Source organism: Pseudomonas sp. MEJ086, assembly GCF_030209025.1.
Lineage (GTDB): Bacteria > Pseudomonadota > Gammaproteobacteria > Pseudomonadales > Pseudomonadaceae > Aquipseudomonas > Aquipseudomonas fulva_A.
On record NZ_JARVSV010000010.1, the window covers coordinates 42,638 to 55,865 of the forward strand.

General features: G+C 64.5%; 9 protein-coding genes. 6 read left to right on the forward strand and 3 right to left on the reverse strand.

What is annotated here, in order from left to right:
* Nucleotides 1-89 precede the first annotated feature (89 nt).
* From QRN22_RS08875 to QRN22_RS08900, 6 genes are all read left to right on the forward strand, one after another.
* Nucleotides 90-626 (forward strand): cupin domain-containing protein, encoded by a 537-nt coding sequence (locus tag QRN22_RS08875; RefSeq protein ID WP_042553237.1) that lies wholly within the window; start codon nucleotides 90-92, stop codon nucleotides 624-626.
* 395 nt (nucleotides 627-1,021) lie between these two features.
* A complete protein-coding gene (locus QRN22_RS08880; protein ID WP_042553236.1) occupies nucleotides 1,022-2,944 on the forward strand; it encodes a methyl-accepting chemotaxis protein in 1,923 nt (640 codons plus the stop codon).
* Nucleotides 2,945-4,196: 1,252 nt separating this feature from the next.
* Nucleotides 4,197-5,696, forward strand: a complete 1,500-nt coding sequence (locus QRN22_RS08885) for a catalase (RefSeq protein WP_373565141.1) — start codon at nucleotides 4,197-4,199, stop codon at nucleotides 5,694-5,696.
* Nucleotides 5,697-5,805: 109 nt separating this feature from the next.
* Nucleotides 5,806-6,366, forward strand: a complete 561-nt coding sequence (locus QRN22_RS08890; RefSeq protein WP_082045892.1) for an ankyrin repeat domain-containing protein — start codon at nucleotides 5,806-5,808, stop codon at nucleotides 6,364-6,366.
* Between the two features lie 379 nt (nucleotides 6,367-6,745).
* The gene (locus tag QRN22_RS08895; RefSeq protein ID WP_042556087.1) at nucleotides 6,746-7,522 is read left to right on the forward strand and encodes a hypothetical protein; all 777 of its coding nucleotides are present in this window, start codon (nucleotides 6,746-6,748) and stop codon (nucleotides 7,520-7,522) included.
* A gap of 90 nt (nucleotides 7,523-7,612) precedes the next feature.
* Nucleotides 7,613-8,260, forward strand: a complete 648-nt coding sequence (locus tag QRN22_RS08900) for a TetR/AcrR family transcriptional regulator (RefSeq protein ID WP_042556086.1) — start codon at nucleotides 7,613-7,615, stop codon at nucleotides 8,258-8,260.
* Nucleotides 8,261-8,266: 6 nt separating this feature from the next.
* On the opposite strand, the gene QRN22_RS08905 is transcribed toward QRN22_RS08900, so the two are convergent.
* The 3 genes from QRN22_RS08905 to QRN22_RS08915 form a co-directional block, all read right to left on the reverse strand.
* Nucleotides 8,267-11,809, reverse strand: coding sequence for a molybdopterin cofactor-binding domain-containing protein (locus QRN22_RS08905; RefSeq protein WP_285402274.1), 3,543 nt, complete (start codon nucleotides 11,807-11,809; stop codon nucleotides 8,267-8,269).
* Nucleotides 11,800-12,294, reverse strand: coding sequence for a (2Fe-2S)-binding protein (locus QRN22_RS08910; RefSeq protein WP_042556715.1), 495 nt, complete (start codon nucleotides 12,292-12,294; stop codon nucleotides 11,800-11,802). The genes QRN22_RS08905 and QRN22_RS08910 overlap by 10 nt, the downstream gene beginning before the upstream one ends.
* A gap of 351 nt (nucleotides 12,295-12,645) precedes the next feature.
* Nucleotides 12,646-13,095: a MarR family winged helix-turn-helix transcriptional regulator gene (locus tag QRN22_RS08915; RefSeq protein ID WP_042556714.1), complete on the reverse strand. Its 450-nt coding sequence runs from the start codon at nucleotides 13,093-13,095 to the stop codon at nucleotides 12,646-12,648.
* Between the last annotated feature and the right edge of the window lie 133 nt (nucleotides 13,096-13,228).

A 13,228-nucleotide genomic window follows, 5' to 3' on the forward strand; every position in this document is an offset into this window, starting at 1 on the left:
CGAGCCTGTCGAAGAGACGCAGTGGCCTTTTCAGGCGCGGCTGCGGGTGCCTCTTCGACGGTAAGGCCACTTTTCTAGAGGGCAATACGATGTCGATGATCGAGAAAGGCAACAATGCTGATCTGGGCGATATTCTGGTACTCGGGCCAGACGACGGAAAGGACTACTGGCAGCCCGTGCCGGCCAATGGCTTCATTTCCGTGCGTATCGATCCCGAAGAGCTGGAAATTCAGAGCCCGTTCAGCCTGGGCACGCAGACGCTGCCGCCGGCCAGCTACGTGAGGGAGCACTACCACCCGATACATGACGAAGTGCTGCATTTCATCCGCGGGGAGGGCAAGGCGCGCATCGATGGCAAGGAATATATCGTCAAGCCGGGCGTGACCATCTTCGTCGGCCGCGGCCGCCGGCACATGTTCATCAACGACAGCGACAGCGAGCTGCACTGGCTGTGGTTCATCCAGCCAAACGGCCTGGAGATATTCTTCAAGGACATTGGTATCGACAAGCAGCCTGGGCAACCCGAGCCCGAGCCGTTCCCACGGCCAGCCAACGTTCTGGAGATCGAGAAGACCACGGCGTTCGGCCCGCCGCTCGAGGATGCCTACGTTCCGCGGTTCGACTGATCGGATTCCACGCCGCAAGCACGGGCGATGCTTCAGCAAACAGCTCTGAACGCTCGCCCGTATCGCTTCACCCTCCGCCCGCCCGTGCCAAGGCCGATCTCCCGTCCAGCCGCTCGGGCAAGGGCTGTATTACCGATACCCGCGCCCCAGAGCGCCGCATTCAATTTCCAGCCAATCGCGATTTAGGTTGAACCAAGCCGCGCGCCACTGCGTCTGTGCAATATCAAAGTGATATCGTCCGCTTCAGCGGACCCCACAGCATCGTCATTTCGATGGGTGAATCATCGCGACACCGGCTGGGATGCCGTCTCAGAACCGCGCTTGGAGTGCGGGCTGGCTCAACAAGAATAAGTCTCCAGTTTCCTCATCACATGAATTTGCAGTTGGAGCGATCCATGAATACGTGGTTTGGCAATATCAGCGTCACCATGAAACTGGCTTTGGGGTTCGGCCTCGTGCTGCTGCTGACGATGGCCCTGGCCGCCGTCAGCTGGACCAGCCTGGACAGCGTGGTGCAGCGCAGCGAGCGCATGACCGACGTCAATGAGCTCACGCATACCCTCACCGATCTGCGTGTGGCGCGTTTGCAGTACCTGCTCTCCAATGGCGGCGCGGCGGAAGCCGACAAGGTGCAGCAGCAGATTCGTGTGCTGGCTCAACGGCAGCAGGAAATGTTGCCGCACTTCCAGAACCCGGAGAACGTACGGCTGATCAAGCAGCAGATCGAGTTGATCGAGCAGTATCAGAAGGCCTACGACAAGACCAACGTGACCTACACCACCGCCAACAAGACCCGCAGCGAGATGGTCGACATGGCGGATCGCGCCGGTGAGTTGATCGACCGTGTCAGGGACGAAGTGGCCCGCACTGCCGTGGGCGACGAAGCGGGCTTCGCGCGCTACCAAGCCATCGCCCGGCTCAAGGATGACGTGCAGACCCTGCGTTACCGCGTGCTCACCTACACCGCTGATGTGAACGAGCGCACTGAGCAGGCACTGAACCAGCAGATCGAGCGCGTCGATCAGGGGCTCGATGGCCTGGCGACCGTGTTCGCCGGCGACTATCGCGACCAGATCCAGCAGCTCGAGAGCTCGGTCACCGCCTACCGCAGCCTGCTGGGTACCTATCGCACGGCAACCGCCGAGCGCTTGCAGTTGCGCGACGCCATGACCAATCAGGTGCAGGAGATCGTCAAGGGCAGCGACGCGCTGCTGGCCATGCAGGTCAAGCTGCGTGACAGCGACACCGGCTTCGCCACCCGCATGATGATCGGCGCCACGTTGCTGGCCCTGCTGGTGGGCATACTCGCCGCCTGGCTGATCACCCGGCAGATCACTCGTCCGCTGCAGGAAACCCTCGAAGCGGTGGAGCGCATCACCAGCGGTGACCTCACCCAGACCCTGCAGGTCAGCCGTCGCGACGAGCTCGGTGTGGTGCAGCAGGGTATCCAGCGCATGGGCAGCACCCTGCGTGAGCTGATTGGTGGCATTCGTGATGGCGTCACGCAGATCGCCAGCGCAGCGGAGGAGCTGTCGGCCGTCACCGAGCAGACCAGCGCCGGGGTCAACAGCCAGAAGGTGGAGACCGATCAGGTGGCTACGGCCATGCAGGAAATGTCGGCTACCGTGCAGGAGGTGGCGCGCAGTGCTGCTGAGGCCTCCCAGGCCGCGTCCGACGCGGACCACGAGGCCAGCCAGGGTGATCGGGTGGTGGCGGAAGCCATCGCGCAGATCGATCGCCTGGCCGCCGAAGTGACCCGTTCCACCGATGCCATGAGCGAGCTGCAAAGCGAGAGCAAGAAGATCGGCGGCGTGATGGACGTGATCAAGGCGGTGGCCGAGCAGACCAACCTGCTGGCCCTCAATGCCGCCATCGAGGCCGCGCGTGCCGGTGAAGCGGGGCGCGGGTTTGCCGTGGTGGCCGACGAGGTGCGCGGGCTGGCTCAGCGCACGCAGAAATCCACCGAAGAGATCGAAGGCCTGGTCGCTGGTCTGCAGCAGGGCACCCAGCAGGTGGCAGCCATCATGCACGGCAGCCGCGAGCTGACCGACAGCACCGTGGCTCTGACCCGCAAGGCCGGTGAGGCGCTGGGGATGATCACCCGCAAGGTGTCCAACATCCAGGCGATGAACCAGCAGATCGCCGCCGCCGCCGAGCAGCAGGGCGCGGTCGCCGAGGAAATCAGCCGCAGCGTGGTCAACGTGCGCGACATCTCCGAGCAGACCGCAGAAGCCAGTGAGGAGACCGCCGCATCGAGCATCGAACTGGCGCGTCTGGGCAACCAGCTGCAGATGATGGTCAGCCACTTCCGCGTGTGACGCCCAGGCGGAATGCCCACGACACCGTAGGAGCCGGCTTGCCGGCGAATGGTGGCCATACCGCGATTTTGTTGAATGGCCGCTATCGCATCGCCCGCAAGCGGGCGCTGGTATCCACACGGTCGCGTAGGAGCCGGCTTGCCGGCGAATGGTGGCCATACCGCGATTTTGTTGAATGGCCGCTATCGCTTCGCCCGCAAGCGGGCTCCTACGTGGGCTCTGGTATGCACACGGTCGTGCTGGCTTGCCGGCGATGGGTGGGCATGCCGCGATTTTGCTGGATGGCCGCTATCGCTTCGCCCGCAAGCGGGCTCCTACATGGGCTCGGGTATCCACACGGTCGTGCCGGCTTGCCGGCGAATGGTGGCCATACCGCGATTTTGCTGGATGGCCGCTATCGATTCGCCCGCAAGCGGGCTCCTACATGGCGCTGGTATGCAGACGGTCGTGCCGGCTTGCGGCGATTGGTGGGCATGCCGCGATTTCGCTGGATGGCCGCCATCGCTTCGCCCGCAAGCGGGCTCCTACATGGCGCTGGTATGCACACGGTCGTGCCGGCTTGCGGCGATTGGTGGGCATGCCGCGATTTTGCTGGATGGCCGCTATCGATTCGCCCGCAAGCGGGCTCCTACATGGCGCTGGTATGCAGACGGTCGTGCCGGCTTGCGGCGATTGGTGGGCATGCCGCGATTTCGCTGGATGGCCGCCATCGCTTCGCCCGCAAGCGGGCTCCTACGTGGGCGCTGGGGTACACACAATCGCGTAGGAGCCGGCTTGCCGGCGATTGGTGGGCATGCCGTGATTTTGCTGGATGGCCGCTATCGCTTCGCCCGCAAGCGGGCGCTGGTATGCACACGGTCGCGTAGGAGCCGGCTTGCCGGCGAATGGTGGCCATACCGCGATTTCGCTGGATGGCTGCAATCGCTTCGCCCGCAAGCGGGCTCCTACGTGGGCGCTGGGGTACACACAATCGTGTAGGAGCCGGCTTGCCGGCGATGGGTGGGCATACCGCGATTTCGCTGAATGGCCGCTATCGCTTCGCCCACGAGCCGCGGCCGATCGGCGCTTCGCTTATCACTTTCGGGCTCTATCGCGTAATAAGCATTGTCTATCGGGGCGCTGGGTTTTCCCAATTTAGACCAGCGGATGACCTCTCGTAGCCTTGGGAAAGCGCATGACGCGCTTGGAACCATAAGAAAACGAGGATTCATCCATGAAACCCAGGAATTCATGGGCACCTGCCCTTGGCTTGATGACGGCGACCTTGTCCGCTTCTCTGTTCAGCTTTTCCGCCCACGCTGCGCCTCTGACCCGCGACAACGGCGCCCCGGTCGGCGATAACCAGAACTCGCAGACCGCCGGCAGCACCGGCCCCACGCTGCTGCAGGACGTGCAGTTGATCCAGAAACTGCAGCGCTTCGACCGCGAGCGCATCCCCGAGCGCGTGGTGCATGCGCGGGGTACCGGCGCCCACGGCGAGTTCACGGCAAGTGCTGACATCTCCGACCTGAGCCGCGCCAAGGTCTTCACCAAGGGCACCACCACACCGGTGTTCGTGCGCTTCTCCAGCGTGGTGCACGGCAACCATTCCCCGGAAACCCTACGTGACCCGCGCGGCTTCGCCACCAAGTTCTACACCAGCGAAGGCAACTGGGATCTGGTCGGCAACAACTTCCCGACCTTCTTCATCCGCGATGCCATCAAGTTCCCGGACATGGTGCATGCCTTCAAGCCCGACCCTAACACCAACTACGGCAGCAACCGCACCCAGTTCGATTTCTTCAGCCACGTGCCCGAAGCCACCCGCACCCTGACGCTGCTGTATTCCAACGAAGGGACGCCGGCCAATTACCGGCAGATGAACGGCAACGGCGTGCACGCCTACAAGCTGGTCAACGACAAGAACGAGTACCGCTACGTCAAGTTCCAGTGGCGCAGCCTGCAGGGGGTCAAGAACAACGACCCGCAGCAGACCGAGCAGATCCAGGGCAAGGACTTCAACCACATGAGCCGCGACCTGATCACCACGATCAACGCCGGCGACTACCCGAAGTGGGATCTGTACATTCAGGTGCTCGAACCCGCTGACCTGGCCAAGTACGACTTCGATCCGCTGGATGCCACCAAGATCTGGCCGGACGTGCCCTACAAGAAGATTGGCCAGATGGTCCTGAACAAGAACCCGGATAACGTGTTCCAGGAAACCGAGCAGGTGGCCATGGCGCCGTCCAACCTGGTGCCGGGCATCGAGCCCTCCGAGGACCGCCTGCTGCAGGGCCGGCTGTTCTCCTATGCCGACACGCAGATGTATCGCCTGGGCGCCAACCACGCGTTCCTGCCGATCAATCAGGCCAAGGTCGCGGTCAACAACGGCAATCAGGATGGCGCGGCGAACATCGGCCATACCACCACCGAAGTGAACTACGAGCCCAGTCGCATCAACCCGCGGCCTGCCAGCGAGCATGCGCGCTACAGCAACCTGCCACTGAGCGGCAGCACCGAGCAGAAGAAGATCCAGCGCGAGCAGAACTTCCTGCAGGCCGGTGAGCTGTACCGTTCCTACGACAAGAAGATGCAGGGCGATCTGATCGCCAGCCTGGGCGGTGCCCTGGCCGAGGCTGAAGACGAGAGCAAGCACATCATGCTGTCGTTCTTCTACAAGGCCGATGCGCAGTACGGCGAGGGGCTGACCCAGGTAGCCAAGGGCGATCTGGCACGGGTCAAGGCACTGGCCGCCAAGCTGCAGGACTGACCTTGCGACCGGCCCACGCCGGTCACTCCGTGGCGCACCGCCCCCGAGCGGGCCGTGCGCCACGGGTTCCCCAACCCGGGAGCGGCCGCTGGCCGTTCGGGAGGTTCCCATGTTGCGTACCCTCTGCTTTGCGCTGACGCTGACCGGCGCGACTTCGCTGCTGGCCGATACTCCGCCCGCCGGCGATGCCGAGCACATCCAGGCGCAATTGCGCACTTACTACTTCGATGCGGCGCGGGCGGGCAATACCGCGATGCTCGACGAATTCATCCAGGCCGGTTACGACCTCGATACGGCTGACGAGAAGGGCTACACGGCGCTGATCCTGTCGGCCTACCACGGCCACCGCGAGGCGGTGGAGCGCCTGCTGAGCGCTGGTGCCGATGCCTGCGCCCAGGACCAGCGCGGCAACACCGCCCTGATGGGGGCGATCTTCAAGGGTGAGGTGCGCATCGCCAAGCGGCTGCTCGACGCCGACTGCAGCCCTGATCAACGCAATGGCAGTGGCCAGACGGCCGCCATGTACGCGGCCCTGTTCCAGCGCAAGGACATGCTCGATGCCCTGGCCAACAAGGGCGCCGACATGAGTGCCGAGGATGCCTTCGGCAACAACCCTCAGCGCCTGGAACAAGGCGACATTCGTACACGCTGGTCGCAGGAGCAGCCTTGAGGACGACGATGGTGCCGTCACTGCTGCGGCGCGTCGGATTCATAGCCGCTAACGCTCCAGCCCAGGTGCGCTAGGCGGCTGGCGCTTCGTATCGGGCCCGGGAGCCTCTAGTTGGCCATTCTCTGGCCACCATGCCATTCGTCAGAAGCTGCCGCTGGTCGCGCATCGAGCGGCCCTGGCTAGGCTACAACTGCCTGTCTGGAGGTAATTCCCATTCAGCGTGGCCCGTTGGGCAGGCCATCTCCGGCTTGGCCTGGATGATCACCCCTGGCGAGCGAACGTCGAACCCGCGATATGAAGGTGCGAGTCGGGTCGGAGGACATCCCGAGGCTTGCCGATTGGCGTGACCGTCGAAACAGCAGAGAAGGACGCGACCACAATGCCCGATTTTCAGAAGGCCGACCCGCAGGTCGTGCCGCGCATCGTCAACGAAATGGAGAACCAGGGGTATTCCGTCATCGAGGGTTTCCTCTCCGAGGAGCAGTTGCAGGCGGCCCGCACCCACGTCAATTACGAAGTGGAGCGGCACCACCACGAGTACTTCGCCATGCAGGGCCAGGATGCCGTGAGGGGCAGCATCTTCGAAGAGATGAGCGTGTCGCCCCAGGTGATGGACCTGTTCAGGGACATCTACAAGACCGGCACCGGCCAACCACCGCGCTCACCCGACATCTTCCCGGCGCTGCGCTGCCTGCAGGGCAAGACCGGCAAGCGCGAGTCCTATTACTTCCACTACGACGCCGCAGCGCTGACCGCGCTCATTCCGCTGGTGACGCCCAGCGAAGGCCGCGACTGCGGGGATTTCATCTTCTTCCCCAACCTGCGCAACATCCGCAGCAACCTGTACGTCAACATTCTGGAAAAGGCGCTGATGCAGAACACCCTGACCCAGAAGCTGGTGACCTTCGCCGTCAAGCGCAGCTGGCTGAAACCGGCGAAGATCAAGATCGTGCCCGGCAACGCCTATTTCTTCTGGGGCTATCGTTCGCTGCACGCCAACGAACCCTGCGACCCCAACGCGCTGCGCTCCACCGTGCTGCTGCATTACGGTGAGCCGCACAGCCGAGAAAACCTCGCCTCGAAGCTGCTGCTCGGCTGGAATTTCCGCCGCGCCCGGGTGATCAACGAGCGCACCCGGCGCAGGGACGTGGGCTAGGCGCGTCCTGCGGGGAGGCTGGCGGCAAAGTGGATTGGTCAGGAGCAGATGCCGCATACTTCGCCGTCGATTAAGCCAGCGGGATACACCATGGAAAAGGCCAAGACCGGTACGCGAGCTGCCCAGGCGGATCGCAGTCGGGCGGCGATCCTCAAGGCGGCGGTCAAGGTGTTCAGCCGTCAGGGTTATGCCGGGGCGCGCACCGAGCAGATTGCCAGCCAGGCCAAGTGCAACGAGCGGATGATCTATTACTACTTCGGCAGCAAGGATGAGTTATTCGTCAATGTGCTGGAGCATATCTACGCCCAGTTCAACCGGGCCGAGGCCCGGCAGGTGTTCGATCTGGCAGACCCCGAGCAGGCGATCCGCGATCTGGTCGCCTTTACCTGGACCTACTACCTCAAGCACCCTGAGTTCATCACCATCCTCGGCACGGAAAACCTGCTGCAAGGCGTGCACGCCCGCAAGTCGGGCAACCTGCGGGCGCTCTCCGGCACCGCAGTGGGCGTGTTGCAGCCGATCGTCGCCGCCGGTCAGGCGCAGGGGCTTTTCCGCGAGGATATCGACATCAGGCACCTGTACCTGATGATCGCCTCGCTCTGCTACTTCTATAACTCCAACCTGCACACGCTGAGCTGTTTTCTCGATGACGAGCTGGTCAGCGTCAGCGAGAAGGCGCGCTGGCTGGCGTTCATCAGCGACGTGGTACTGCGCGGTCTGCGCCGCGCGGCGTCGTGATGGGGCTCAGTGGGTGCCGGGGTTGGCGCGCACGTGCGCGACTTTCTGGGTCAGGTCGAGCCACGCCGGCTGCTCGCTGGCGAAGCGGTGGCGCAGATAGGCGACCAGTTCGGCGACCTGGCGGTCGTTGAAGCTGTCCTTGAAGGCCGGCATGTAGCCGAGTTCAGGAGTCGCCGGCGTGTCGATGCCATGCAGGATGACCTTCAACAGGTTGTCCGGCATGCGGCTGTGCACGTTGCTGTTGACCGCCATCGATGGGCTCACGCCAAACAGTTGCGGGCCCAGGCCATCGCTGTGACAAGCCTGGCAGGCGCCTTCGAAGGTGCGCTGGCCACGGGCGAGCGCTGCCGGGTCGGGGGCCGTGCTGCTGGCGACAGTCTGCGCTGGCGCGGGAGCGTCCAGAGAGATCAGGTAATTGGCGATGGCCTGCACATCGCTTTTCGGCAGCATCGCCAGCTCACTCACCACCGGGCCCATTGGGCCGGCGGCCACGCCATGGCGTTCGGAGAACCCGTTGCTCAGGTAGTCGGTCAGTTCCGCCTCCGTCCAGGGCGTAGCGCTGCTGCGCAGGCCGCTGAGTGGCGGTGCCTCCCAGCCGTCGACCATCCCCCCGGCAAGAAACGACTGGCCGCCTTTTTCCGCGCCGAGCAGGTTGCGTGGCGAGTGGCAGGCGGCGCAGTGGCCCAGGCCGTTGACCAGGTAGGCGCCACGGTTCCATTGCTCGCTGCGGGCCAGGTCGGCCTGGTATTCGCCGCGCCCGAGAAACAGGGCGTTCCAGCCGGCCATCAGCGGGCGGATGTTGAACGGAAAGCTCATCTGGTTGGCCTGGGCAGGCTGCTTCACGGCGGGCTGCGACATCAGGTAGGCATACAGCGCCTGCATGTCGGCATCGTTGATGTTGCGAAACGCCGTGTAGGGAAATGCGGGGTACAGGTGGCGGCCATCGCGGCTGATGCCTTCACGCATGGCGCGCTCGAATGCGCCGAACGACCAGCTACCGATGCCGGTTTCACGATCCGGGGTGATGTTGGTGCTGTACAGCGTACCGAACGGGGTGTCCATGGCCAGGCCGCCGGCATTGCTGGCACCGCCAGGCGCGGTATGACAGACCGCGCAGTCGCCAGCGGCTGCCAGCAAGCGGCCTCGCTCCAGGGTGGCGGCGGACCAGGTGCCGGAACCCGCTGGTGCCACGGGGGCGATCTCCGCGCGCCAGGGCAGGGCGGTGGTGAGCAGGCCCAGGGTCGCGCCCAGCACGCCAGCCAGGCCACCAAGCCACCACTTGCTGCGTTTGCCCGTGGCGGGAGCCGCAGGCGCGGCGTTGTCGGCCCCACCGTCAGCAGCGAGCGCGGCACGAACCCGTTCGGCGGTGATCGGCAACTCGCGAAAGCGCAGGCCTGTGGCGTCGAAGATGGCGTTGGCAATGGCGGCCGCACTGGGTACGGAGGCCGATTCGCCGCTGCCCATGGGCGGTTCGGTCTGCCGAGGCATCATCATCACGTCGATGGCAGGCACTTCGGGAAAGGTCAGGATTGGGTAGGTGCCCCATTCGGTGCTGGCGACTCGCGAATCCTCGAACTGCACCTGCTCCTTGAGTACCCGGCTGGTGGACTGCACCACGTTGCCGTGGATCTGGTGACGCACGCCCTCGGGGTTGATCATCATGCCGGCGTCGTGGCCGATCACCACGCGGGTAACGGCCACTTCGCCGGTGCGCTTGTCCACCGCCACATCGGCGACCCAGGCGGCCCAGGCCGCGCCGAAACCGGGGAACTTGCTGTGAATGTAGCGGGCATAGGCGAAGCCCCGGCCGCGTAGCACGTCACCCTCGGCGGGCGTTTGCTGCGGTTGGGTGCGCGGCTGCCAGTCGGCGCGCTGGGCGGTGGCCTGGATCAGATCCCTGGCGCGCGGATCGTCCAGGTGGCGCAGGCGATACTCGACGGGGTCCACCCCGGCGGCGAATGCCAGTTCGTCGATGTACGACTCGTGGGCAAAGCTGTTCGGCATGGCAGAAACGCCGCGCATCCAGGACGCGCGCACCAGCGGAGCCATGTCGTTGATGGTGACGCGCATGTGCTCGTAGTCGTAGGGCGGTATCGAGGTGCGGTCGCCCATCTCGAACATCATCGGCAATGGCTCGACGCGGCCGGTGAGCAGCAGCGCCAGGGTCGGCGCGCCGTTGGACGGGTAGCTGGTCTGGAAATCGTAGGCGCTGATGCTGCCATCGGCATTCAGGCCGCCGTCGACCTCCATCAATTGAGCGGTACCCTTGGGTTCCCACACGTGTTCCTGTTCGCGGGTGAGTTGAACCCGTACCGGTTTGCCCACCGCCCTGGACAGCAGCAGGGCATCGGCGCATACGTCATCCGCGCAGTTGCGCCCGTAGCAGCCGGCGGCCTCCATGCGAATCACCTCGATGCGATTCTCGTCGCACTCCAGCAACCAGGCCAGGTCGGCACGCAGCAAGTGAGGGTTCTGGGTGCCTGACCAGACTTTCGACTGCTGCTCGCTGTAGTCGGCCAGTGCGCATGAAGGGCCGATCGACGCGTGCAACTGGTAGGGCCAGAGGTAGCTGCGGGTCAGTCGCTGGTCGGCGTTGGCCAGGGCCTGCTCGACGTCACCCTTGTCGAGAACCATGCGGGCGATGCGCGGGTTGTCGCGGATGGCCTGGGCGATATCGCGCATGTCGGGCAGTTTCTGTGTCCAGGGTTTCCATTCGATTTCCAGTTGTTGGGCGGCGCGAGCTGCCTGCTCCTCGCGCTCGGCGACCACGCCGACGAAGTCGCGAATCACTACCACGGCGACGATGCCCGGGATATCGGCGATGGAGCTTTCGTTGACCGAGAGCAGGCTGTTGCCAACGAATTCGCCACTGTCGTAGCCCGCGTAGGGCGGACGTACCACGCGGCCGTGCAGCATGCCCGGCAGGCGCATGTCGTGGACGTAGGTCAGCTCGCCCGTGGCCTTGCCGGGAATGTCCACGCGCTGCGCGGCCTGGCCCACCAGGCGGTATTCGCTTGGCGGTTTGAGTGGCGCGTCGCCGCTGATGGACAGACGAATGTGCTGGCCGGCGATCAGTTCGGCGAAGCTCAGCTCGCGGCCGTCCGGGTGATGGAAGCGGCCGCGCTGCAGTCTGAGCCGCTCGACATCCGTCTGCCAGCGCTCACTGGCCAGCCGGCCCAGGTGGCGTCGCGCTTCCGCAGCGGCATTGCGCAGAGGAATCGCGCTGATCTGGATGGTCGCGCTGGCGATGGTTGCGCCCTGATTCGGCGCTCGCTCGGTGTCGCCCAGGACCATCTCGACCTGATCCATGTCCAGGTTCAGCTCTTCGGCGACGATCTGCGCCAGCGAGGTGCGGATGCCCGTGCCCAGGTCGACATGACCGTTGAAGGCATGAACCCGGTCACCGGCGATGGCGAGAAACAGCCCGAGTTCGCGAGGTTTCAAGGTGGCGCTCTGGCCTTTGGGCATGGGGCCGGAGGGGGGCTGGATGGTATCGATCACCAGCAGCGCATCGGGCTGTTCGAGCCATTGGTCGCGGGTCAGGTGCATGGGGTTTCTCCGTGCGGGGCAGCGGGACGGCCGGCGGCACGCAGGGCCGCGCGCATGATCTCGACGTGGGTGCCGCAGCGGCACAGGTTCGCCGACAGCTCGTTGCGCAGTTCTTCGTCGCTGGGGTGTGGGTTGCGATCGAGCAGGGCCTTGATGGTCATGATCATGCCGTTGAGGCAGTAACCGCACTGCGCCGCCTGCTCGCTGATGAAGGCCTGCTGCACCGGATGGGGGCGTTCGCGACAACCCAGGCCTTCCAGGGTGGTAACGCTGCGGCCTACGGCACCGCCAACGGGAAATACGCACGAGCGGGTGGCGCGGCCATCGACGATTACCGTACAGGCGCCGCACTCACCCAGGCCGCAGCCGTACTTGGGGCCATTGAGGGCCAAATCGTTGCGCAGGATGTAGAGCAATGGGGTCTGCGGCTCAGCATTGAGCTGCACCGCCTGCCCATTCACTTGCAGGGTCAGGTTCTTTTCCATGGATGCCTTGCTGCCTTGTCTGCCCGATCCCGGCGTTACCGCATTACCCAGGAAGGAGGCTTTTAGTTCGTTAAGTGCTTACTTCATGAAATATGCTTTTGGGTACGCAAGGAATGGGCCAGGGCGAGGGGCTTGGGCAATTCAGGAGGAGGGGGCAGCTGTCTGCCCGTAGCTGTCGTGGCAGATTTGCAGGCAGTGGCTGCACGGTGGCGTAGCTGTGGCGAACCTGCTTCGCGAGCGTGCGCCATGCGTATCAATCGCGGGCGTGGCGCGCTCCCACGGGGGATTGCTGGGCGGCTACCTGCGCCTTGCTCGAGGCAGTTGTCGGCAGAGTCGTGGACGACCTGCGGCCTACTCGCCGCTGTCGTTCATCTTGCGCAGCAGGTAGAGAATGGCGATGCGCTCGCCGGGATTGAGGCTGCCCATGGTCAGCTCGCTGATTTCCTGGGCACAGGGAATCATCTCGGTCAGCAGTGCCTGGCCCGCGCTGGTCAGCTCGACGATGACCTTGCGACGGTCGTCGGGGTCGGGCGACAGGGCGACCAGGCTGCGCGCCTTCAGGCGTTCGACGATGCCGCGAATGGTGGCTTGGTCGACGGCCGTGGCCTTGATCAGCTCGGCCTGGGAGCTCGGGCCATGGTCACGCAGGGCGCACAGTGTGACGAACTGGATGGAGGTCAGCTGAGCGTCGCAGACGTTCTGCTGGAAGATCGCCGTATGGCGCTGATAGGCCTTACGCAGCAGGTGGCCGATCTGTTCGGTTACCTGGTAGGTGTTTTCTGGGCAGTTGTCGGTCGACATGGGGGCATTCGGTTCGAGGCGCAGGTGGCCGAGTATAGCGGTGCAGGGCGGTCGCGTGTCTGCCCGCAGTGTTTTCCGGCTGGCGCTGGAGCGTTGCGCGGCCGCCACGGGCGGCGGGCTGTACATGGCGACG

Bases quoted from the DNA above. Each gene is read 5' to 3' on its own strand.
- QRN22_RS08900 (WP_042556086.1), top strand. From the start codon at position 7,613: ATGGAAAAGGCCAAGACCGGTACGCGAGCTGCCCAGGCGGATCGCAGT.
- QRN22_RS08915 (WP_042556714.1), bottom strand. From the start codon at position 13,095: ATGTCGACCGACAACTGCCCAGAAAACACCTACCAGGTAACCGAACAG.
- QRN22_RS08905 (WP_285402274.1), bottom strand. From the start codon at position 11,809: ATGCACCTGACCCGCGACCAATGGCTCGAACAGCCCGATGCGCTGCTG.
- QRN22_RS08910 (WP_042556715.1), bottom strand. From the start codon at position 12,294: ATGGAAAAGAACCTGACCCTGCAAGTGAATGGGCAGGCGGTGCAGCTC.
- QRN22_RS08895 (WP_042556087.1), top strand. From the start codon at position 6,746: ATGCCCGATTTTCAGAAGGCCGACCCGCAGGTCGTGCCGCGCATCGTC.
- QRN22_RS08885 (WP_373565141.1), top strand. From the start codon at position 4,197: ATGACGGCGACCTTGTCCGCTTCTCTGTTCAGCTTTTCCGCCCACGCT.
- QRN22_RS08890 (WP_082045892.1), top strand. From the start codon at position 5,806: ATGTTGCGTACCCTCTGCTTTGCGCTGACGCTGACCGGCGCGACTTCG.
- QRN22_RS08880 (WP_042553236.1), top strand. From the start codon at position 1,022: ATGAATACGTGGTTTGGCAATATCAGCGTCACCATGAAACTGGCTTTG.
- QRN22_RS08875 (WP_042553237.1), top strand. From the start codon at position 90: ATGTCGATGATCGAGAAAGGCAACAATGCTGATCTGGGCGATATTCTG.